Origin of the sequence: Pseudoalteromonas sp. TAB23 (assembly GCF_000498075.1) — a bacterium.
GTDB classification, from domain to species: Bacteria; Pseudomonadota; Gammaproteobacteria; order Enterobacterales; family Alteromonadaceae; genus Pseudoalteromonas; species Pseudoalteromonas arctica.
The window spans coordinates 23182-46712 of record NZ_AUTP01000118.1 but is presented as its reverse complement, the minus strand read 5'-3'; the positions used below and the strand labels follow the sequence as shown (position 1 = coordinate 46712).

Sequence of the window (23531 nt, the reverse complement as noted above, 5' to 3'; positions counted from 1 at the left end):
TGGCTTGCATAATTGCACGGTAAATATCTTTACCTTCTGCGGGCCAGTATAAATCCATTACCAAAGTGTAGTCAGACACCATTCCTTCATTTGCAAAGTCACCATTTGCTGGTGTGTTTAAGTCAATAAGTAAGCCTTCTGTTGGAGCGTGGCGAGAAAACGCCATAACACCTGAAGGACCATTACTTAAATCATCAATATTTAATTGAGTCGTGGTGCTATATTGTGTCTCTGCAGTGCCCCAATTTGTTTCATCTGGATCAAAGTAGCTAAGTATCGAAGGTCCAAAATCAGCAGCTAACGGGTTGTTAGTATCGTCAAAATTCCATACGGTTACATTTGCTAAGTTGTTGCATGAATAAAGTTCGGTGTCAGTGTCAAGGTGTAGGCACTGACTTGTTCTGGCACGTGCATATTTATCAAGTAGCCACCAAGCTTCGGTTATTGGCTCTACGTTTGAGAATGTAACACTATTAAAAAATAAATCAGGATTTAAAGCTGCCCCTTTAAATAGTGCAACTTCGTAATTATTAGTAGGTTGTATATCTTCAGGTTTAAGTAAAAACCAATCTGGTTGACTTGCAAACATCGTTGTTAAGTCGCTTCCCGATACTGTTACTTTATAAATAGAGTTAAACCCTGGCGTATTTGATGGCTGCCTTTCTACGTAAAAAGCTTTATGGAAGTCTTCTTGAGTAAGTGTGCCAGGTGTCCAGCGCTTTTGTACTAGTTCAGGATTAAGTAATGCTGCGCTAATTGTGCTTGAATGTTTTGCGGCTAAGGCGGTGATTTCGGCTAGCTGCGCATCAGTTGGGTAGTTTTCAGAAATAGCGATTTCAGTTTCTGCATCGGGAGCATAACGCCCCATTATCTCATCTATTGCTAGTTTTGTTGTCTCATCACGTTCAACAATTGTATCGGTTTCAATCGTTTTGTAATCAACAACTGGAGATGATTTATCAGCTAAATTAAAATTAAGCGTTAAGTCAGTAATACCTTTAGCGTAAAAGTCCGGTTGTAAAACAATAGCGCCGTTATCAAGGGTTGTGTAGCTTTCCCCACCGTGTGTATGGCCGCCAAGTACTAAGTCGATACCGGGTACGTTTGTTGCCATATCAGTATCTAAGCCTACACCTAAATGGCTCAACATAATCATGTAATCTACATCACCACTGTATTGGTTTACGATGCTTTGTGCGATTTGTTGCCATTGCCAGCTCATTTTAAATTGTTTAATAAAATCAGGGATCGGATCATCTTGAATTGGTTCATCTAGCTCATTCCACGGCACAGAAGTCATGCCAAACACACCAAGTGTAATACACCCTACCTGTACTTTTGCAAATCCTACGCCTGCAAAATCTTGTAGTTGCTCTGCTTCATAACGAGTATTACTAGCAAGTACGATTGCATTCTCGTCTTGAGAATAACTTAGTAATTTTTCTGGGCCCCAAGCATAATCATGATTTCCAACGACTCGTAGGTCAAACTGCATTGCTTTAATTGCTTCTTCTGTTGCAGTACCTTGTGATAATTGCTCAGCAACAGTGCCTTTTTCATAGTCGTCACCACCGTTTGTAAATAAGGTGTGCGGGGTTTGGCTTGCTACTTGATTGTAGTAGGCTTTTATACGACTGAAATATTGCTCTTCATAGCCAAAGCGAGCATGTAAGTCTGCAACGTGGACAAACCTTACTGACTGCTCTGTTGCGTTAGCATCGCAAGTTGGGCCGATATTTGCGAAAGCTTCATTGCGCTGCATTTGTATTGCATATGTGCCCAATGTTGTTACTTGAGCGCTAACAAATCCATCTAAAACGATTGAATTTGTAACTGTGTCCCAATTAGCGCCCGATTGCTTTGCGATAAACAGTTGTCCGCCTAATGCATAGTCATCAGGGATTTTTATTGTAATGGTAATAGGTTTTGAAAGAGTAAGCGTGGAGGGCGTAAGTGCATGTAAATCAGAAATTATATTTTGTTGTATATTCGTCTCATCTAATAATGTTTTCTCGTAGGTAAGCTCTACATCACTAGAAATAGCACTGGAAGGTGCATTAAATATAAAATTGCCTTCGTCTAATGTAGCGTCTAAACCATTAGCGCTTGATAGTGTTAATTTGCTTGGTTCAGGCTCAACAGGATCGTTTGGATTAACCGTCACTTCATCGCCGCTACCACAGGCAGTTAAAATAAAGCTAAGAAATATAAATATAATAACACGTGATATCGTTAACGATTGCATCTACGGATGTCCCTGAGTCTATTCAATAACCAATCAGGACATAATATCAGTTAACGGGAGCAGGGCAAAGTTGAATAAAAAATTCCCCCATAGGAGCTATGGAGGAATTGTCTTAGGTTATATTGCTACATTAAAAATAAACAATAATTAAGAGGCTTTCTCTTCTAACCCTTGTTTTTCCCATACTTTAGCTTTAAAGGTCATTAGTACTAAAACAACACCAACACCAATGCTAAATAATGCAATTTGTAAATATAAGTTAGGAATTTCATCAACATTATTCGGATCGAAATTACCAGCAAGTAAGCCTGCAATAATATTACCGATTGAGTAAGTTAATACAAATACACCCATCATTTGACCTGTGTAACGTTTAGGCGATAACTTACTTACAGCACTTAATGCTACAGGGCTTAAACAAAGCTCACCCACAGTATGTAAAAAGTACGTAGTAACAAGCCAGTAAGGCGCTACTTTTAAGCCTTCAGCTGCGTAATGAGCTGCCATAAACATCACTAAAAAGCCTGATGCCATGATAATTAAACCAATTGCACACTTAACGCTGTAGCTAGGTGACACTAAGCTTTTAGATAAGTTAATCCAAAGCGCTGCAAAAAATGGCGATAAAGCAATAATAAACAGTGAGTTTAATGATTGAAACCACGTTGTAGGGATTTCAAAAGTACCAATAAGACGGTCAGTATAATCGCGAGCAAATAAGTTTAATGATGAACCCGCTTGTTCAAAGCCAGACCAAAAACATGCAGATGCAATACAGACTAAAAATAGTGCCCACATTCTTTGTTTTTCAGCATCTGTTAATTTACCTGTAAAGTAAATAACACCAAAATAAACAAAAAAGATAATAGTAAATACAACAGCTACGTACCCTGCAACCACTGTTGGATTGATTACAATTGCGCCGGTCATTGCAGCCGTAGTAACTGCAGCAGCTGCAATTACAAACGCAGCAATACCAACCCATGCGCGAGAAGTGCCTTTAGGACCTAATGGATTAGCTGGTAAAGCGCTATGCTCTGGTAAGTTATTAAGTGAGCGCTTATATTGCACCAAACCAATAGCCATACCAACAGCGGCTGCACCAAACGCCCAGTGCCAACCTACGTTTTCCATAAAGTAACCACAAACGTAGTAACCAATTAAAGAACCTAAGTTAATACCCATGTAGTAAATAGCGTAACCGCCATCACGACGCTCATCAGCATCACTGTATAGTTGGCCGACCATTGCGCTGATATTTGGTTTTAGCAAACCAGTACCTGTCGCTACAAATATTAAGCCAATGAAGAAAGAATAATCATGTGGAATAGCCAAAATAATATGGCCAATCATAATGATTATACCGCCATACCAAACTGCTTTTTGACCACCAAACAATCTATCTGCTAGCCAGCCACCTGGTAAACCTAAAAAGTATACCGCACCTGTGTATAAACCATAAATTGCAGCAGCTGAGGCAACAGTAAAGGCTAAACCTTCTTCTTGTAAGCTTGCTGTCATGAATAATACGAGCATAGCTCGCATACCGTAATAACTCATTCGTTCCCACATTTCAGTGAAGAACAATGTTGAAAGTCCTTTAGGGTGGCCAAACCAACCACTATCTGGAGCTGAACTCATATTTACTTCCTAACTTTAAGTATTGTTATGATGGCCTTATAATTTTTTGCTTTAGCTATTTTAGAATTTGTAACCACTAAAATGCTCGACCATCAGTATATTATTTGTAGCTAAGATAATGATTTGCTATATGGCAGTAACACCACAAGGTAAGAGACACACCCTTATCCTAGTTACAATTGCGCTCAAGTATACATATACCTTAGTGCTAGGGGAAGTATTGCGCGGTGTATCACCTTATGCCAAGTTAGAACTCAGCATAAGGAACAATAGGGGTGCCTGGAAACTCAAGTGTTCCGTACACAGGATTAAAGTAGTAACGTATATAAAGCTGACCAAAATTTGGTTCGTAAAAGTCAGAACGATCGATGGCTAAGTAACCACCAAAGAACCAATTCGGCGTTATTCTATACTCAAAACTACCTTCAAGATTATATGAAACACCAGAACTTGTTTCACCTTCAAATACAGGATCAACACCTGTTATTGACTCTCTATCATATGCAGCTATTTGCAAATCGCCATCATTAGGGAAGAAATCAATAGATTGAGTTTTTGTTTGCGAGTACGAAACACCGGTTTTTAATCGATAAACAAAATCATCGCCCCAACGCGCGTCATAAGTGAGTGGCACAGATAAACCTACATAGTTTTGTGGGCTGTAATAACCACCATGGCCCCATGTTTCTTCACTTAAATTATACTTGTATGCCCAATGTAATAAGCTAGCGCCTGCGGTGAATTCACGCTCTTGATTGCTAATTACACGGTAATAAGTACCGCCCATCATACGATAGCGTTGGTTGTCTTTTACATTTTGGCCTTTATATAGGGTAAAGTCGGCGCTTGACCAAAAACCCCATTTTCCGCCTAAGTCGTGCGATAAATTAGCTGTTAGGCCTGTAGAGCGTACGCCCCCCCAAACTTCACCTGTATTTACATCTTTTAAGCCCGCATAAGAAAGCACTGAATTTGTAACTGGGCGTTTTTCAAGTTCTAGGCTGTATCCAAAGTCGCCAAAACTGTCTGCGTAATTTACACCCCATACAATATCTTCAATTAAAAAGCCAAGTGGAGTAGTGCCTACATCTACACGCCAGTTTTCGTTTTGCCAACCAATACCTATATCTACACCACTTTCCTCTGGTGTCACTTCATCGACTGAACAAGTGAAAATACATAAAGCACCTTGTCCGTAGCGACTACCAGCGAACTGCTCATCAAAGCGAGTTGTTTGTGCGCTAATAGTAGTCGGGTCTACTTTAATAAATCCTTGGCCTTGCCAAAGTGGAAAGTAAGCTTCAATCGGTACTAAGCCCGCACCAAGTGTTGCTTCACTTTCGGTACTTGTTTGCCCACTAAAGTTAACACCCATGGCAATGTATGCTTGGTTTTTGTTTTGCTCGTTTATTAGCTCACGTTTAGCACCGTTTACATACCATTGATCGTTTTCATCTATTTTTAAAAGCGCTCCGTAAAGCTCTTTTTCGTTTAAAGTACGATTAGGTGACAGGGTTTGTGCGTACCAAGATTGTGCTTGTTCGGTTTCATTAAACTTACTGGCTACTTGAGCGCCTAAATAACGTAGTTCTTGATCGTTGGGTGACTTTTCAACAAGTTGCTTAGCTAAATAAAGTGCGTCTCCAGAGTAATTAAACTCATTGAGAGATGACATGATTTGGCGTTGCAAATAACCCTCTTGCGATGTGGTTTGCGCTATCGCTTTTTGCGTAACTTCTTTTGCTTGAAAGTCGTCTCCAAGTTCTATGTATGCATTAGCAATAGCGAGTAGTGCTTGAGGCTCTATGGTTTGTTTATTTTGTACTTTTTGCTGATACAAAATAACGGCCGCTTCATATTGTTCTAGCGCTAAATTTGCATTAATAAGGGCAGTAGTTGTTGCTGGAATATCTTTATATTTTTGATCAAGCTGATTGAGCTTAGCAATTAAATCACTGCCAGTGTAAAACTGGTTTAGGTAGTTATTTTGTAACTGAACATATTGAGCCGTTTCGTTTTCAGAAGCGCTTTCTGGTAACACGTAACCCTCAAACCAGCGTTTTATTTCAACTTGGTTACCTTGCTCTAGTATCCACTGGCCTTGTAAAAGGTGCCAATAAGGCGACAAAGATGAGTCAGATGAAAGGGCACTTGAAAGTAATTTAAGAGCATGTCGTTTTTCATCAATTTTGTACCAACTATTAGAAAGCTCAGCTTGCATTTCAGGTGTTAGCTCTCTTGCTTCTAAGTTACTTAAATGGTAGATAGCGACAGATTTATTTTTTAAATCAAGATATTGCTGACTTTGTGTAAGAGACTCGTTAAGCAACAATTGCTGCTCTAAAGCAATAATATCTGTATCTCGATTTTTAAAAGGAATATATTTAAGTGTATCTAAAGCACCTTCATAATCATTTATAGAGCGCAAAAATAAAGCATGGCTATATCTAATTTGGGGGTTTAGCGGAAATTGCCACAATACATTATTAAATAAATCACGTGCTTGTTGAGTGAGGCCTTTTTGTTGGTATATAAAAGCTAAATCGTAATATAACCAAGGTTGCTCAGGTGAAAGCTCAATAGCTTGCTTAAGTAATTCTTCTGCTTTTTCTAGCTCTCCACCATTAGTATACTGACTTGCTTTATCTCTTAGAGTATTACTGGTAGCTAGTGCATATGAGGGGTAGATTAAATCTCGTTGCTTTGCATTTAATGAATTATAAAAGTTGCGAATTGATTTTTGGTTTTGATCTAGTTGCGCGATATTTAATAAGCCAAGTAAGGCATTTTCATATAAAGGATTGGTTTTTAGGGCAGCTTGATAGGCGGTAGCAGCTTGTGTGTAATCTCCTTGAGCTACTAATAATAGGCCTTTGTTATAAAGAAAAGCTTCTTGGTCATGATTTAATTGCTCAGCTAGATTTAGTTTTAATTGTGCTGTTTTAAAATCAGATTGCTCTATAGCATCTTCCATTTCAGACATATACAGCCAAAACTTCGCAACTGTCGCGAGTTCTTTAAGTCCTTCACGCTCATCAAAATTAGGTGTATATTTTTGCGCGGTAAAAAAATAGTAATAAGATTTTTTGTAGTCGCTTTTCGCTAAATACAAATACCCTAAGCTGCGCATAACTTCTTTATCGGTTAGCCGCCCTTTTAAAGCATTTAATAGTAGGGGCTCAGCTTCTTTTAATTTTTTATTATTAAGTAAACGATCACCTTTAAGCCAAAGCTGATACGCAGGATCGGCAAGTAATGCTTGCCTTACTTTAAAATCTCGTTGGAAATCTTCGTATTGTAACTTACCTTTACTACTAAATGGGTACACAGAGAAGTATCGTTGGTATTGCTCAACTGTATTTTGAGTAAGATCCATGCTCTTAAGAGTTGCAAGCCAAATAAACTCAACTTCATTAATAAAAGAAGGGCTAGTTCCGTAATTACTTAAAATATCTAAAGCTTTATTATTTGCTGGGTTTTTCCTCAGTAAATGGCGAGCATAAGGTATTTCTACTTGAGCGATATTAGAATAGCTTTTTAATAACTTTTCATAGCCTTTTTTAACACTTTTCCATTGGTCGCTGTCTTGCCCATACCAGCTTAAATGCTCAAGCTCGTAATTAAGTGTAGGGTAGGTGTTTTTAAATATTTTATTGTATATTTCACGGGCTTGTTCATAACGTCCAGCTCGAGAAAGTAGCCTAGCTTCATGAATTAAAGATTTATCTTTACCCTCAATACGAGAGAGTATTTTAAGTTTTTCAACACAAGGGGCTTGCTTAGTGAGTCCGTTATCTATTTTGCTTAATAATTGGTTGGCTTTCACTGATTCGCCATTGGCAAAATTATAACGCGCTACTGCGCACTGTGTTTCTATTCGGGCAGGGGCAATAGCGACTAGCTTTCGCAAGCTATCTTCAACTAGTTTTTTATTTTGCTGTGCTTCACCAATACCTATTTGGCTTAGTAACCAATCAACAGATTGCGTATCAATATCGTTGACTGTGTTAGCGCTTAATCCAGAGCTAAGCGCTAATGTGCAAGCGAGGGCAAACCTTAACGGCATTCAGTGCTCCATACCGGTTGTAGCGTCCCATCTGCTGTAATTGAAAAACGTTTATTTAAAGCACTTGCACCAAACAAGTTAAGTACGCTGTCGTAATAACGAGTCTGGGTAAATGATTTATCAATCATTAGTTTTTGCTGAATAGCCATTACTGTAGAATTATCGTTATTAGTCGCTAGTAAAGGTAATAGAGCTGAGTTAAAGCCTAGAGGGCCTCTTTTTTCAGATTTTCCTGATTTAGCAAAAGTATTTAAAGGCACGTAACCACGTTTATTAATTGTTTCTATAAAAGGGTTAAATTGCGCTAATAGCTCTTTTTTATAAGGTGCGTTGTCTGCCATCATACTTGCCCATAAATATACTCTAATAGCGTTGTAACTGCCCAAGTCGCTCGTTTTTTTATCGTAGTAAAAGCCGTTATCTGCATCAAACATTACCCAGTCAGGGCTAACACCTTGCTTTGCTGTATCTAAAATCAACTTTGCTGAGCCTTCGTGCAGTTGATGCCAAGGCGAGTGTGGATAAAGCTTTTTAAACTGCTGATAAATAAATAACGGTGAGTAGCTTGGGTTTAACTTAAAACGCTCATTATCAAATTCAAAACCAGTAGGGGCGGGTAGTAATGATAAACCTAGGCCCGAAATATAGGCGGTTTCTTCACGCATTATCCGTTGTGCAAGTACGGCTGCTAATATGCTGTAGCGGCGGTCATCCCAAAGAATAGCAGCTTGCGATAAACTATATGCTATCCATAAGTCAGAATCAGACGCTGGATTTGAATCTAAAATTCCGCCAACATTTTGATTGTTAACACCCCATTGCCATGCCGGTAAACGAGTGCTTAAATCACCCTCTGACAAATGTTCTTGCGTCCAATCCAGGACTAGGTCAAACATTGCTTTGTCATTTGCTACGACAGCAAAAAATAAGGCATAAGATTGGCCTTCAGAGGTTGTGACTTTTTGCTCACTCCCCAAGTCAATAACGCGGCCATTTTGGCTTATAAAGTTACTTTTAAACGTTTGCCATGCATCCCATGGTTGGCATTGCTCTATTTGTGCATTGGCATTAAAGGTAAATAATGCAATCACGGTAAAAAATACTTTAATGAGTGACTTCATTACTTATCTCCTTCAGCTAATCGCTTGTATGTTAATGCTTGCAGTAATCGCCATATTATAAATGAGATCAACAGTAGTGTTAAAATAGACAATAGCGCCAGTACAAATGGGTGATCCGATAAATGGAACCAAATTAGGGTATGCACAGGTATATGACCAACAAAGTATTGCTCATCAGTTTTAATTGTCTTAATGCCTTGAGAATTTATGACCGCAGCACTGCCTTTAATTTGCGCAAGAGCTTCTGAACTCATTAACGCATCATCTAGTAGAGTAAAGGCTTTTTGTGATGTTGCACTAAGCGATACAATTGAACGCTCTGAATCAAACGGTGATTGAAAGCCAGTAATAACGGCCATATCACCACTACTTTTTATACTTACTTGGACTTTATCTGTTGTCTGCTCATCGTAAGCACCATTGTATATGGCTTGTTTTATAGCGCGCTGATTGTTATCAAGCAAGATATTGGTTTGCGCATCTTCATCTAAGTTATTAGTAATGCTATTAGGTTTTGCGATAACTAAGATATCTTTATCATCTAAGTTGGCATCTTGATTTAAATGAGCAACGCTTATTCTATGAGCTGGGTAGCCTGTAATAGCACCAAAGTGGCCTGTTAAATTAAACAATACAGATAGTGCTTTAGGTGATGGAACTTCATCTATCAATACTAAAGTTTGTTGTAAGTCTGCGTATTTTGTAAATGGGAATCCGCTATTTGCAAATACATTTAAATCAGGCAGAGCCATGTAATGGTCAAACCCACTTACATCAATGTTAGAGTTTCCATCAATTACTCCGTATTCGCCACCAGGTGGAGCAATGGCACATTCGCCTTTTTTAAGTACTGCAAATCTAAAGTCAAAATTTAACTCATTTCGGCTGGCAAGATTAATACCGTCTAATGAAAAGTCTTCAGCGCTTTGCGTTGTGTCTGTATTAGCAATTAAAGGAAGCAACGTTTTAGCGGTAGTTAACGATGTGTCTTTTTTATCAAGTAAAAAACCACTTATAAATTCTTGGTTTATTAGCATGTTTAAACGTGAATTTAATGTTTCGCTCTCTGGCGTATTACGGTATTGCAAAGTAATAGGAATACCTTTTTCACGCCAAGTAAATAAATCAGGTGCAAAACGAACATTTAATTTTATAGGGCCGTTGTTAAGACCCTCAGCTTGTAACTGAGTTGGGTAGTCAATAAGCTCGTCAAAGTGCACGGGACGATCGTTTCTTAGCCATCTCGGCGCATCATAAGCTTTACGCAGTGGGAGTTTGTTAATAGCCTCGATGCTTGCACTTCGGCCAGTCATAATTTTATGACCAAATACAAGACCAGTGACCGCTGTTTTTAAGTCTTTTTCGTCACGCCCCAAAATTAACAGCATTTTATTGTATCTGTGAATAGGGCTTGAAATTAGCTCGACGGTTGGCTTTTCAACATCTGGATAATCTTTTAAAAAATCAGGTTTTGAGTCATTAGTAATAAACACCACACTATGCTGCTCTGGTGCTTTATTTAAAACGACTGGAAAGTTAGCGCCACGCCAGTCAGCTTGTGCGCCAAACCAACTAGATAAAGTGGCTGCAGCTTCTATTGCTTGTGTATTAGGTGTGCTTGCAAATACAAAAGGTAAGTTTAATTTGTTGTAATCTTTAGCATCAAAAAATGGTTCTGGTAAATATTCAAGGCGGCTATCAATTGCTAACTGTTTTTGATCAAGCGTGATGTGGCTTGATTTGTTTATTTCAGTCCAAATTGAGCGGCTAAAGTAATCTTGGCATCGTAAGTCGTAGTAGCCAACTAGTTCAAAGCGAATTTGGTTGTAGTCTTGAATGTATTTAGCATTTAGGTCTAGGCTATGACTTACCGTATTTTTTACAATACTTAATTGCTCATTAATAGGTAAAACAGTAACTAAGTTATCGTTAAAATAAACTTTTAAATGCGATACATTAGCCAGCAATGAAGGTGAGTTGGTGTACGAAAAGTTAAGCTTTAGATTAGTGCTTAATTTATCAATTCTATTTGTGAAATCGACTCGAGAATTATTATTCACGCCGTCGAGTTTATAGTCGTTGAACCCTAACTTTTCAAAGCTAAGACGTAAACTAGAAAGCTGAGCGCTCTCAGGGTAGCCATTTACAAACATAGTTTTGTCGTGCATAGGCTCGATAGCGAGCACTTGATATGCGCTACTAATAAGTAACAATGTTAGAAATGTATTAAGTAACTTTTTAATCATAATTATTATGCACTATCGGTTTTTTTTGGAGTAAATGAATTTATGTAAATGACAGTATTAGTCATAAACTTAATTATTGGTTGTAACGCTCTTGGGGCATGAAATAATAAATTACTAAAGCCCCGTAAACTGGTTTTTTGCACTTCTTTGAAGCTATACGATGGACGGTCATGTCTAAAGTTATTTTGCCAATCTAGCCAAGCATCTGCTCTGGAGAAAGTACATTGTATAAAAGCTCTTTGCTTTTCGAGAGATAAATCTTTAAGTGTAAGGCCAATTTGTTTTTTACGGGTATTACATACATAAGTTGTAAACGAAAATTGCTTGTTACCGCGACTCATTAATAATTCAATTTTATCGTTAACGCGGCATAAATGTGCGTGTTCAGTCTCTATACCTACACCGTTATCTGAATAATCCGTTATTTTTACTTTTAAAGTATGACCATTTGCTAAACGAACGCCGGCAGGAAAGTTTGCCTTTATACGATGCGAGTGCCTCACTTGGCGNGAGCCTCAGCAGCAACCGCAACCGCAGCACCCAAAATAATAATATTATAAAAAGCCCAACCCATACTTATTATAAGTACGCCAATCTGGCTTGAATCACCTAAAAACAGACGTAATACACCCACTATTATTCCAAGTAAGTTAATAAGTAAGAGAATTAAATACGGTTTAGAAATCCCCCAGTCGTAATGCTCTTCATCATTTAAACCGCCTTTTTCGGTTACGTTAAATTTACCTTTATTAGGATTAAATAAAGCAACGGTAGTTGGTTTTAGTATGTACCAAGCAAGTACTGACTCATACACTTCACCCCAGAAAGAGTAACGGTATTTACCTTGAATACGTGAGTTAGTCGCTTTTATTTGAATTAGTGTCGGTACCACATAGATAAAAATAGCAATAAAAGGAGCATAAATTATGTAGGCATTAAAATATATTAGCGCCAAAGGAGCTGTTAAAAATACAATACGAGGAATACCCGAAAGGAAATGCAACATTGCGTTTATATAGCATAATCGTTGAGGGATGCTTAAACCTTTACCCATCAATGGGTTATCAAGCCTAAATATTTGCGCCATACCACGCGCCCAGCGAATACGTTGGCCTATATGCGCTGACAAGCTGTCGGTTGCAAGGCCTGCGGCTTGTGGAATGTTTATATATGCAGTTTTATAACCTGCGCGCTGCATACGAAGGGCCGTGTGAGCATCCTCAGTTACTGTTTCAAATGCAAAACCACCAATATTATCAAGCGCTTCTCGTTTTAATACGGCACAAGAACCACAAAAGAAGGTTGCATCCCACATGTCGTTACCATCTTGAATCAATCCATAAAACAACATGTTTTCGTTAGGGATTTGACTGTGGTTATTAAGATTTCGCTCAAATGGATCGGCAGAAAAAAAGTGATGCGGTGTTTGGACCAAACACACTTTACTGTCTTTTAAAAACTGTCCCATTGTCATTTGTAAGAACGAGCGAGCAGGAACGTGGTCACAATCAAAAATTGCGATATATTCGCCATCGGTATAACGCATAGCGCTATTCATATTACCGGCTTTAGCATGATTGTTATCCGAACGCGCTAAATAACCCACTCCAATCTCGGCTGCAAAATCCTTAAACTCTGAGCGCTTACCATCATCTAATATATAAACATTTAACTTGTCTGCAGGCCAATCGATACTTAAAGCAGCGAGAGTAGTGGGTCTTACAACGCTTAACGGCTCGTTATAAGTTGGAATATATACATCAACAGTTGGCCATAGGTCAGTGTCTTTAGGTAAAGGCACTGGTTTTCGCTCAAGCGGATTAACTGTTTGAAAAAAACCTAAAATCAGTACAAGCCATGCATACGTTTCAGCAAGTAGTAAACCGCCACCTAGTGCAAGTGCAAGCGGATCATCCCAGTTTAAAGTCTCAGTGTAACGCCACCATAAGTAACGAGAAGACGTAGTTACTGACAGGGTGATCATGACAATGGTTGCCATTTGGCCTTTTACTCGTTTAAGTGCGTACGCAACTAATAAAATAAAGCTTATAAATACGGCTTGAGCTTCCAAGCTAAAAGGAATTGTAATGAATATTGCTAATAAAAATAAAATAAACGCGAGGATGACGTATTTAACTAATTTATTTTGCCATACACGTGCATCAGCCATGGCTTTAAATGCACTTTTTTTAGGGCCTTTTTTGTTTTTTGATAGTAGGCGTTTTAATAATTTACCTAACTTTAAATCAAACCAACGTAATTGCCTTAAAAGGTAGCTAACGCCATCATAAAAATAATTAACTGCATCTTCTTTTACTGAACTAGATTTAAGCTGATTTTTAAAAAACACTAAAAAAACACTTTGAATAATAAAGCGTAATATATTGGAGTAAATATAGGTTCGGTAAGGCAGCCTTAAATGAGGGTAGTAGTTATAAAGGGTAAACTCAAAGCTGATTTTATGCTGTTTAATGTTTATAAATAGCGAGCTTAAAAGCGTAATAAAAGGCATTAAGAAAGCTTCAATTACATTTACTTTATGTTGATTAAAGTAGCTATGAAACTTAAATAAAATGTACCGAACTAACTTATCAGTAAATAAAATGCTCAGCAGCAAGTATAAAGTGCTGTGAATAGGGCGCTGATAAAATAGTGTAATGCTCATTTTATAAGGTCGCTTTACTAACTAGCCAACCAGCTAGTGTTTCAAAGTCATCGTTTGCGACACTATATGGCGCGCAGTTAAGTGCTACATTTCTGTATGCGGTTGACTCTTTAATAACTTCGTCACTGTTAATAAAAAAGGGAGCCATAAGGGGAAGTGTCGATTGCCATAGAGAAAATAAGTCAAATTCTAGCGTTGATGCAGAGTTATAGCGGTTAACTAAAAAGTAATGTTTCCAATTGGTATCTGAATTTTTAAGTTTTTGCAGGCGCCTATAAATTAAGCTGTGACAAATAGCGTCGCAATTAACAAGTTCAATTACAATATCGTCTTTCTCTAATGGGTAGTGAGAAAGGTTAATATGTGAAGGGCAGTCAAAAAGTATCCAAGCTTCGTTGTTATAATTTAGGTTTTTGCATTTATTGACCGTTTTAGTGATGTTATCGGTGCTAGTGTCGTCGTTATCGCCAAATGGTAAAAATATAATGCCATCGTTATCTTGGTGAAAATGCGTAAGTGCATCTTCAAAGTGCACTTCATTACTCCAGCCTTTGGTGTATTTCCACGGTAAACCAAAATGTAAACCTAAGTCACTTTTTGCATCTAAATCGATAGCAACAACGTCAACGTCAGACTTTTTTAGCACGCATGCAAGATTGGCAACTACAGAAGTGCTGCCTAAACCGCCTTTGATACCTTTAATGAAAACTCTTTGCAACGGGGTTACCTATCCTTAGTTTAACTAGTGTATGTGTTTAGTTCGTTGTTTATCTCTTTAAGCAATGCGTATTTATTAATTGTATTATTATTTTGCTGCTTGTTTACAATTTCTATGTAGTCATCACTCTTTCCACCAAAACGCAGTGTAAGGTTTTCTATATCACTCGATGTTAACGTTTGTGAGTTTTTAGATGTTAAGTTGTTCATCTTTACCTTTACAGTTACTTTAATTATTTTGATTAAAAGTGGACAATATTTGGCTATTATATATAGAATAACGGTTAAAACTAGTAAAAAAGTATTTTTTATAGGGCATTTTAAGTGCATAACTTTAACATAACGGGATTAGAGCCTGCTGCAAAAGAGTTAAAATCGGCTTCAAGTTATGCTGTTTTAGCCCCTTTAGATAATTTTGCAATCGAATTAGCGTTACATTCAATTAACCAAAGTTTAGCTAATGATATATATATAGTTTCTCAAGAGGCTGAATCATTTTTTGATTCTTCTTTTTCTGCATCGTTAAATTATGCTTATGAACATAATCGAGTACATCCTTTTTCGTTGGCCCCAGAAACACAACACTATTCAATTGAGCGAATCAATTCAGGTATTATAAAAGAGATAAGTGCTTATAAACGTCTAAACGAAGCACTCATTTTTGTTCATTTTAATACAACACAGTTAAACAGTGCTGGCGAAAAAAGCTTAAAACTGATGATGAATGAGTACAACGGCTTTGTTCGTCGTACCGGAGCTACATTACTATTTTTAATATCTGGGCCTGATATTGCTAACTACCGTTTTTTAGTTAGACGATTAAATAATGTATTTGATGGGCTGGTTTTTGTTGATAATGATTCTGCAATGCGAGTTCTTGAATATGATTATTGGCGCCATAGCACGGGTGTTATTGCTGGTGAGCATTACCCGTTATTATTAAGTAATAATCAGTTTGTTGTTCAAAAGGGAATAATAAGCGAGAGCAAAGCACCTAAAAGTTCAGACTTTTCCGATGAAGACGATGTTTGGCTTGTGCAAAGTGCGGTGCCCGAAGGTACTAAACTACCAATGCACTATAATAGTGTAAAAGATAATAATGACTTATTTAATAAAGGCCCAAAGGTAGAAGCAGCCACCTTAATTTTTGCAGTAACGCGCTACACTGATTTAGCGTTATTAGGTAAGCAGTGTTTTGAGCTTAGAAAAAACTGTGGGCGCTGGTTAAAGCTTGTTATTCAAAATGTTGATGGTGTTATTCGCCATCAAGATGAATGTTTATTTTTAACATTGGGTGTAAACCTTATTCTATATAGTTTTTCAGAGCCTTCTCGGTTGCTCTCTCAAATTCAATCTATTCAAGGTTTTCAGTTTTCTAGGCCTTTACCTCCCTCAGTTGAGGACGTATTGAAATACACCGAAAACACCTTTTCGAAAGGATATTTACCTTTCATTGAGTTTACAAAACAAGTAGAAATTCATAGTGACTCAGCCGTTAATTTAGGTGTGAGCGGTGTGCTAGTAAAGCTTGAATTACTGCCACGAATCGACCCAATACACCCTTTGCATTTATTTCATATTAAACGCGAAGGTGATGTATTTAGTATTGCAGATAATACAGTTTATTTATATTTGCATGCTTGTAGAGAGAATGACGTTGATAATGCGATTAAGCATTTGTTTAAATTAAAAACAAGCGATTTTTTTGTACAGCAAAATGTAATTTCTGATCACTTTTACATTCAACAAGAATGTAAACAATTAAGGCGTTTTTATAAAGGTAAGAGTGTCGTAGATTTCTCGCAAAAACTTGCCGAGAATGATAGCTATAAATTTGCACCTGATATAGCAAACAGCGTTACTGAAAATATTAACACACCTGAATTTTCTAGCAAAATCCGCCCAGATGCTAAGCCTTTTATAATGAAATTAAGAGATAACTTATGAGTATGAATCAGCTTTTAATTACCGTGTTTCTTGCAATGGTGCTTGGCGCGGTGCTTTGTATGCTAGGCAAATACATTTTATCTCAAATAACAAAATATTATTATAAGCTTACTTTTAAACATGAAGTATTAGAGCCTTATACACCAAATACAGTAAAAAAGGATAAGAAGTGAAATTATCAGGTTTAGGGGTTTGGAACCTTTATTTTTTAGTTAAGTTTGCTCTGTTTTATTATGGTGCAATTGATTTTAACGTATTAACTAATGCGGCTTTTGCTGCGTTGCTTGCGATTAAATTTAAACAGCCATTAATAGAGAAGGCAAAACATATAGTAGGTGCTGTGTTTGCTGTGGTATTACTTTACCAAGACTCATGGTTGCCACCAATAAACAGGTTGACTAAACAAGCGGGTAACGTTCAAGATTTTAGTTTTGGTTACTTTATTGAGTTATTAACCCGTGTTATTAACATTGATATGTTATTGGCTTTGTTCGTAATTAGTGTATGTTTTTGGTATACATCGCAATGGATACGCTTTACAACAGTCACTATCGTTGGGCTGTTAGTTGTAGGGTGGCAAGGGGGTAACTCTCAATCACAATTTGTTAATAATGTGGCTAACCCTGAGCCGGTTACACAGAGTCAAAGTAATCCTCAAACACAAGTGATCACTCAGGCAGCACAATCTCCTGATCAAAAATTAGCTGATTTTTATCAACAACAAAGCTTATTAATGAGTCACTTTCCGAACCAAGTAAATGGTGAACTGTTTGATGTAATTATTTTGAACATATGCTCAATGGCTGTTGCTGATTTAAATGCCATTGGTGTAAGTGTTACTGATATGTATAAAGACTTTGATGTGGTGTTTTCAGACTTTAACTCGGCTACATCATACAGCGGACCAGCTGCGGTAAGGCTACTGCGCGCTAGTTGTGGCCAAACTAGTCAAACAGCATTATTTAAAGAGGCACCTGAACAATGTCACTTGTTTAAAAACCTAGAGAAACTAGGTTATCAAAATAATGTTGTGATGAATCACGACGGACATTTTGATGAGTTTAAAGGTTTAATAAATAAGTACGGTGGCCTAGATAGCACGCCATTTAATATCGATTCAATGCCAGTGGCGCTTCGAGGTTTTGATAATAGCCCTATTTACTCAGATGAAGCTGTGCTGGATGGTTGGTTAGAGCAAGCTGATGATTGTAAGCCGTGTGCAATGTATTACAACACCACAAGTTTACATGACGGTAATCAGCTAGAGAATCAACCAAGGGTGAATAGTAAAGAGACATACCCAATCAGACATAAAAACTTGTTTGCTGATATTAACCAATTTGTAAAAAAATTAGAAAAGCGTGGTCGCAACGTTATGTTAATGATAGTGCCTGAACACGGCGCTAATTTAAAAGGTGATAAAGTACAGTTTGCAGGATTACGTGAAATCCCTAGTCCAGCAATTGTGTCGGTACCTGTAGCAATTAAATTTATAGGTCCTGATGTACAAAACTACTCGCAAATTGTGGTTGATGATTCAACAAGTTACTTTGCGCTTTCAGAGCTGGTAAGTAAGGCACTGCAAACTGATGTGTTTGGTGGGAATAATAGTGTTGCTAATTTACTTGAAAACCTACCTAAAGCACCTAAAGTTGCTGAAAATGAAGGCACAATAATGATGTATGTTAACCAACGACCATTCATACAATTAGATGGTGGTGATTGGTCAGCTTACCCACAAGGTAAGTAGTCTCATAATAAGATTTAATAAACAGCACTGGTATAGTTAAATATAAATATCAGTGCTTTTTTTCCTCGTTTAATTACATCCCACCCTTTGGCTTTAAAAGCTATTTTGTCCAAAAATGTTTACAATAAACTACCTTCTCAAAGCGACTTAGCGTATTATTCGGCTAATATAGTTTTTCCTTCTTTGAGGATGTATGCGTCTAGATATTCACTGTGCTGATCGAATTGGTATTGCTCAAGAGATCCTTAATATATTAGTTAACTACAGCGTTGATTTGAAAGGAATTGAAGTCGATTCTATAAATTGTCGTATGTACGTTAGTTTTCCCGAAATTGAATTTGAACAATTCCAAAAAATTATGCCATCGATACGTTTAATCGACGGTGTACATGATGTGCGTACCACTGCATTTTTACCATCTGAGCGTGAACACAACGAATTAAATACTTTACTACGTGCATTGCCTGATGGGGTTATCTCTATTGATGCCAAAGGTTGGGTACGTTTATGTAACGATGCAGCATGTAAAGACTTACAGCTAATTGAAAAAGACGTGATTGGTGCAAATATTAATAACCTGCTTAAAGGCTTTAACTTTACACGCTGGTTAGAAGGTAAAGAAGTACTCGGACAAACCACTCGCGTTGAAGTGGCGGGTGAGGATTTTATTGCAGACATTTTGCCAATTGCAGTGCCTCAAGGTAGTGAAGGTGATGTGCTTGCTGGTGCGGTTATTAACATTAAATCGCAAAGTCGGTTAGGGCAGCAAGTCAGTGCATTTAGACGTTACGGGCAAGAAAGCTTTGCTACTATTCATAACTTTAGTACGGCAATGCGCCGAGTTGTGCGCGAAGCACGCAAAATGGCGCAACTAGAAGCCCCTATTTTGATTACTGGTGAAACAGGAACAGGTAAAGAGTTATTAGCTAGAGCGTGCCATTACGCATCTAATCGTTCTGTTAAACCTTTTATTGCACTGTCGTGTGCTTCACTTCCTGATGATGTTGCTGAGTCTGAGTTATTTGGTTATGCCGGGTACGAAGAAAATGCAGCGCCAAAGCGCGGTGTATTAGAGCAAGCCGATGGTGGAACTGTATTTTTAGATGAAGTTGGCGAAATGTCGACTCAACTACAAACTAAGTTACTGCGTTTTTTACAAGATGGTACGTTTAGAAAAGTAGGCGATGAGAACGAAGTTAAAGTAAATGTACGTATTGTTGCCGCTACTCAAAAAGACTTACCTGCAATGGTACAAGAAGGGGTTTTTAGAGAAGACTTATATTACCGTATAAACGTGCTTACTTTAGAAATAGCACCACTAAGAGATAGAAAAGCAGATGTAGGACCACTTGCAGAGCATTTTATTCAAAAATATGCGCAACAAAATGGTCATGCAATTCCTGTTTTATCACAAGAGTGTTTGAGCTTTTTACAAGAGTATCCGTGGCCAGGAAATGTTCGTCAGCTGGAAAATGCAATTTACCGTGCAGTGTCGTTACTAGATGATAGCGAGCTTCGCGTAGAGCATTTACAGTTACCAACTTTTACCCATGATTTAGGGTATTTAGAATCTGATTTTGAAGGCTCACTAGATCAAGCTGTTAAACGTTTTGAAGCGACTTTACTTCGCAAACTCTACCCAGCTTATCCAAGCTCACGTCAGTTAGCTAAGCGATTGGGCCTAAGTCACACCGCTGTAGCTAATAAGTTACGTGATTACGGTATTAACCGAAAAACAGTAAAAGTGTAATTGGCCTAAATAAATTAAAATATGGGGACTAATTTTTAGTGCCCATATTTTTTGTTACCCCGTCAATTGCAATCGTCTCGATACCTTCTTCGTTAAAGTTCATTACAATGCTGGCGTTATTACGAGTGAAAAAATAGCTACGGTCATTAAGTTCAATAACATAATCGCCTTTTACGGGGTCGCTAAATTGCTGCTTTTTTAAAGTGATCTTATGTTCGCCAATTTGCCATTCAAACTCTTCAATAAATCCATTATTAAATTCTTGCACCCATATTTGGCTGTTATCTTTTGAAAGCGTTATAGCTACCGAGTAAGAGCTAGGGATTTGCTCCATATTGTAACTTTTAGAGCCAATAGTGAATTTTTCAGCTTTTTGCTGCCATTCAAAACCAAATTTAAATTCTTTAACTACACCAGTAGGGTAAGTAACAGAGCCTTTACCCGGTAATGAAAAATCGGCAAAAGCATTATAACTAGGCACTAATAGAGTTAGCGCAGTAATAATTTTTAGTTTTGACTTCATGAGTTATCTTTTTATTGTAATAGTGATTTAAGATTAAAGTAGAATATTCGTCTTCGCAAGGGGCTATGCTACACTCGAATAAATTTAACTGGTAAGACCTTTTTTGTGAACTTATATATTCGACTTTTATTATTGTTTTTTAAAATTAAACGTAACAAGCAATATCAAAATTTACTTGATACGGTAGATATTGATTACAAAGCTCTACCTACTGATTGTGACATTAATTTACATTTAACAAACTCACGTTACCTCGCGATGATGGATTTATCTCGAACTTGGATGACTGAGCGCGTTGGCTTGCTTAAACAAATAATGAAGCGTCGCTGGTTTCCGATTGTTAACGCAACTGCTATTACTTATATTCGTGATATTAAGCCTATGCAGCGATATACAATAAGTACTAAGCTAGTTGGATGGGATCATAAATACTTTTATATTGAGCAAAAGTTTCACTCAGAACGAGGCTTACATGCTATTGCTTATGTACGCGGTGTATTTAAAAGTAAAAAAGGTATTATAAGTATTGAAGAAATGCTTGAAGTGGCTGGTTTTGATGGCCAAACACCTATATTGCCAAGTGAAGTTATGCACTGGAAAGAAATGCTAGAGCAGAAAAAGTTAAGTAACCTGCCCTAATCTCTACAAATGAAAAAAAAGGCCTTTCGGCCTTTTAACACACATTGTAATTGGGTAACTACGTACTACTTTATATATGCTTTAAAAGCTGTATCTAACACCGAACATAGCAACAACGGGGTCAAGCTCAACAGTTGATGTAAGTGCTTTTGCACCATTAGCATAAACAGTGGCATCGGTATCAATATCCATAATTGATACCATGGCGTGTAGACCCCAGTTTGCATCAATTTTATAGTTAGCACCTACCTGAGCCATAAAGCCAAACGAATCATCTAATTTTACTTCTACATCGTCTGTTCCTAGCGTCGCTTTAAGTGCTTGAGAAGGTTGCTCATCAAAAAATGCAGTGTAGTTTATGCCTACGCCTATAAAAGGTCTTAGCGCATAACTTGTGTCTAAAAAGTGGTATTGCGCAACTAAAGAAGGAGGAAGCTGTTTTATATCTGCAATTTTGTTGCCTGCTAAGCCGCCTGCGCCATTTACATCGTGTGAAAAAGGTGTTGCTGCTATTAGTTCTAACACCCATTGATCGTTAAATGCATAATCTACAGTGATACCTAGTTGAGTATCTGAATCACCTTTAAGGCCCAGCGTAGGTGCTTCATTAATTGCTGAGCTACTATTATCAGGGTTTACGTTAATAGCGCCAACATTTACGCTAAAGTTAGCGTGTGCAGCTGGAGAGAGTGCTAATAAAGAGGTTAATAATGCGATGCTAATTTGAGTTTTCATGTTGTTCTCCAAGAACTACTGTTTGATTGGCGCTATTATTACCGAGCAATAAAAATGAAAACTTGTTCTAGATCAAAGTTTAAAAAACATTTTAACCTTGTGGAATGCTTTATTGATTTAGATTAAATTTAGCGTCGTTCTGCTTTTGAAAAGATTGACATATTTATTTCATCAACAGTCATATGAATGTATTAAGGCTGACATCGCTTAGTCATAAACTCACGTTTTAATAAAGGCACATTAAATAATAAAGTGTGTTTAACATGTTTTTAGAAGCATTCGAAAAAAAATCAAAAACAACGGATATTCAAAAAGAAGTTGTAGAGCACTTACAAACACTAATTCGCTTTGAATCAGTAACCCCTAACCAAGCGGGTGCAATTGATTGGCTTGCAGATAAATTGGTGGATTTAGGGTTAAGTTGCGAGCAATTTACTATAAATGGTGTAACCAATTTAATTGCCTGCATAAAATTCAAAGATGGCCCATGTGTTGCTTTTTCAGGGCACATTGATGTAGTACCAGCAACAAGTAGCGGTTGGTTAAGTCCTCCTTTTGAAGGGCGAGTGCGCAATGATGCAATATACGGTAGAGGGGCGNGATATGAAAGGTGGTGTTGCCGCCATGCTTAGCGCCACAAAAAAGTTAATTAATAGTGAATCCGCTAAAGTAGGGACTCTTTACTGGCTTATTACGTCAGATGAGGAGGGAGAGGCTGAATTTGGTTCCCAAGAAATAGTTAATAAGCTTGCCAAGCAAGGTGTTGTATTAGATGGCTGTATTGTAGGGGAGCCATCAAGTGTGGCACAAGTTGGCGATACGGTTAAGAATGGCCGTCGTGGTGCGCTTTCAGCTCGGATTTTAGTTACTGGTAAGGCAGGTCATGTAGCTTATCCTCAAAACACACTCAATGCTGCTCATATTGCTGCAAAAATAGTAAATAGCTTGAGTGATCAGATCTGGTTACTCGATGTGGCTAGCTCAAAAACCACACTGCAAGTGACTGGAATTAACATAAATAATGTGGTCGATAATTTAGTGCCAAGTCATTGTGAGATTACATTTAATGTACGTTATAGCCACGGTTACAGTAGCGCAGCAGTTAAAACGCAATTAATGAATACCCTAAACAAGTTTGCTGAGCATTTTACAATTGAGTGGGAACGCCCATGCGAGCCTTATTATACAAGCCATAATACGGGTTGGAGTTTACTTACTCATATTGAGCAGGCTATTTATAAAAACACTTCAAGTTACCCATTACTAAGTACAAATGGAGGGACATCAGATGGACGATTTTTTGCCAGCCCCCATACTCAAGTTATTGAATGTGGTGTGCGAAACAATACGATTCATCAAGCTAATGAACACGTATCTATTAGTGATTTACTTAAAATTGAAGCTATTTATACAACTTTACTTGAGCAGATATTTATAAATAATTAAATATAAATCGAGTACTTTATAAATATAAAGCACTCACTTA

13 protein-coding genes and 2 pseudogenes are annotated in these 23531 nt (G+C 37.6%); 5 read left to right on the top strand and 10 right to left on the bottom strand.

Annotated elements, in window-relative coordinates; translation table 11 throughout:
• The 8 genes and pseudogenes from L654_RS0103620 to bcsR all read right to left on the bottom strand — a co-directional run.
• A partial coding sequence (locus L654_RS0103620) for a metallophosphoesterase (RefSeq protein WP_024607290.1) occupies window positions 1-2245 on the bottom strand: 2245 nt, incomplete at its 3' end.
• 147 nt (window positions 2246-2392) lie between these two features.
• Window positions 2393-3886 (bottom strand): peptide MFS transporter, encoded by a 1494-nt coding sequence (locus L654_RS0103615; protein ID WP_024589437.1) that lies wholly within the window; start codon window positions 3884-3886, stop codon window positions 2393-2395.
• A 247-nt stretch (window positions 3887-4133) separates the two neighbouring features.
• Window positions 4134-7952: a cellulose synthase subunit BcsC-related outer membrane protein gene (locus L654_RS0103610; RefSeq protein WP_024607289.1), complete on the bottom strand. Its 3819-nt coding sequence runs from the start codon at window positions 7950-7952 to the stop codon at window positions 4134-4136.
• Window positions 7943-9073 (bottom strand): cellulose synthase complex periplasmic endoglucanase BcsZ, encoded by a 1131-nt coding sequence (bcsZ, locus tag L654_RS0103605; RefSeq protein WP_024607288.1) that lies wholly within the window; start codon window positions 9071-9073, stop codon window positions 7943-7945. Before bcsZ ends, L654_RS0103610 begins: the two co-directional genes overlap by 10 nt.
• Complete coding sequence (gene bcsB / locus L654_RS0103600; RefSeq protein ID WP_024607287.1) at window positions 9073-11319, bottom strand: cellulose biosynthesis cyclic di-GMP-binding regulatory protein BcsB; 2247 nt, start codon at window positions 11317-11319, stop codon at window positions 9073-9075. The genes bcsZ and bcsB overlap by 1 nt, the downstream gene beginning before the upstream one ends.
• A pseudogene (bcsA, locus tag L654_RS01000000125420) lies at window positions 11312-13984 on the bottom strand (UDP-forming cellulose synthase catalytic subunit). The gene bcsB and the pseudogene bcsA overlap by 8 nt, the downstream one beginning before the upstream one ends.
• A gap of 1 nt (window position 13985) precedes the next feature.
• On the bottom strand, window positions 13986-14702 hold the full coding sequence (bcsQ, locus tag L654_RS0103590; protein ID WP_024589432.1) for a cellulose biosynthesis protein BcsQ: 717 nt from the start codon (window positions 14700-14702) through the stop codon (window positions 13986-13988).
• A gap of 20 nt (window positions 14703-14722) precedes the next feature.
• Window positions 14723-14911 carry a BcsR/BcsP family cellulose biosynthesis protein gene (bcsR, locus tag L654_RS0103585; protein WP_007581346.1) on the bottom strand — a complete coding sequence of 63 codons (189 nt, stop codon included), beginning with the start codon at window positions 14909-14911 and terminating at the stop codon, window positions 14723-14725.
• A 114-nt stretch (window positions 14912-15025) separates the two neighbouring features.
• Here bcsR and bcsE point away from each other — a divergent pair, with 114 nt between their 5' ends.
• The 3 genes from bcsE to tyrR all read left to right on the top strand — a co-directional run bounded on the left by bcsE (window position 15026) and on the right by tyrR (window position 20148).
• Window positions 15026-16648, top strand: a complete 1623-nt coding sequence (gene bcsE / locus L654_RS0103580) for a cellulose biosynthesis protein BcsE (RefSeq protein WP_024607286.1) — start codon at window positions 15026-15028, stop codon at window positions 16646-16648.
• A gap of 169 nt (window positions 16649-16817) precedes the next feature.
• Window positions 16818-18398 (top strand): cellulose biosynthesis protein BcsG, encoded by a 1581-nt coding sequence (bcsG, locus tag L654_RS0103570; RefSeq protein ID WP_024607285.1) that lies wholly within the window; start codon window positions 16818-16820, stop codon window positions 18396-18398.
• 193 nt (window positions 18399-18591) lie between these two features.
• A complete protein-coding gene (gene tyrR, locus L654_RS0103565; RefSeq protein ID WP_007581355.1) occupies window positions 18592-20148 on the top strand; it encodes a transcriptional regulator TyrR in 1557 nt (518 codons plus the stop codon).
• Between the two features lie 28 nt (window positions 20149-20176).
• Here tyrR and L654_RS0103560 read toward each other — a convergent pair whose 3' ends face one another.
• A complete protein-coding gene (locus L654_RS0103560) occupies window positions 20177-20671 on the bottom strand; it encodes a hypothetical protein (protein ID WP_024607284.1) in 495 nt (164 codons plus the stop codon).
• A gap of 105 nt (window positions 20672-20776) precedes the next feature.
• Between L654_RS0103560 and L654_RS0103555 the strand changes: the two genes are divergently transcribed.
• Window positions 20777-21310 carry a thioesterase family protein gene (locus L654_RS0103555; RefSeq protein WP_002958217.1) on the top strand — a complete coding sequence of 178 codons (534 nt, stop codon included), beginning with the start codon at window positions 20777-20779 and terminating at the stop codon, window positions 21308-21310.
• Between the two features lie 81 nt (window positions 21311-21391).
• Here the strand turns inward: L654_RS0103555 and L654_RS0103550 are convergent, their stop codons facing one another.
• On the bottom strand, window positions 21392-22045 hold the full coding sequence (locus tag L654_RS0103550) for an OmpW family outer membrane protein (RefSeq protein ID WP_002958218.1): 654 nt from the start codon (window positions 22043-22045) through the stop codon (window positions 21392-21394).
• Between the two features lie 263 nt (window positions 22046-22308).
• Between L654_RS0103550 and dapE the strand changes: the two are divergent.
• Window positions 22309-23491 (top strand): annotated as a pseudogene (dapE, locus tag L654_RS01000000125415) (succinyl-diaminopimelate desuccinylase).
• Window positions 23492-23531 lie beyond the last annotated feature (40 nt).

Excerpts from the sequence above, each read along its gene's own strand:
- L654_RS0103615 (WP_024589437.1), bottom strand. The coding sequence starts at position 3,886 with ATGAGTTCAGCTCCAGATAGTGGTTGGTTTGGCCACCCTAAAGGACTT.
- L654_RS0103610 (WP_024607289.1), bottom strand. The coding sequence starts at position 7,952 with ATGCCGTTAAGGTTTGCCCTCGCTTGCACATTAGCGCTTAGCTCTGGA.
- bcsZ (WP_024607288.1), bottom strand. The coding sequence starts at position 9,073 with ATGAAGTCACTCATTAAAGTATTTTTTACCGTGATTGCATTATTTACC.
- bcsB (WP_024607287.1), bottom strand. The coding sequence starts at position 11,319 with ATGATTAAAAAGTTACTTAATACATTTCTAACATTGTTACTTATTAGT.
- bcsR (WP_007581346.1), bottom strand. The coding sequence starts at position 14,911 with ATGAACAACTTAACATCTAAAAACTCACAAACGTTAACATCGAGTGAT.
- tyrR (WP_007581355.1), top strand. The coding sequence starts at position 18,592 with ATGCGTCTAGATATTCACTGTGCTGATCGAATTGGTATTGCTCAAGAG.
- L654_RS0103560 (WP_024607284.1), bottom strand. The coding sequence starts at position 20,671 with ATGAAGTCAAAACTAAAAATTATTACTGCGCTAACTCTATTAGTGCCT.
- L654_RS0103550 (WP_002958218.1), bottom strand. The coding sequence starts at position 22,045 with ATGAAAACTCAAATTAGCATCGCATTATTAACCTCTTTATTAGCACTC.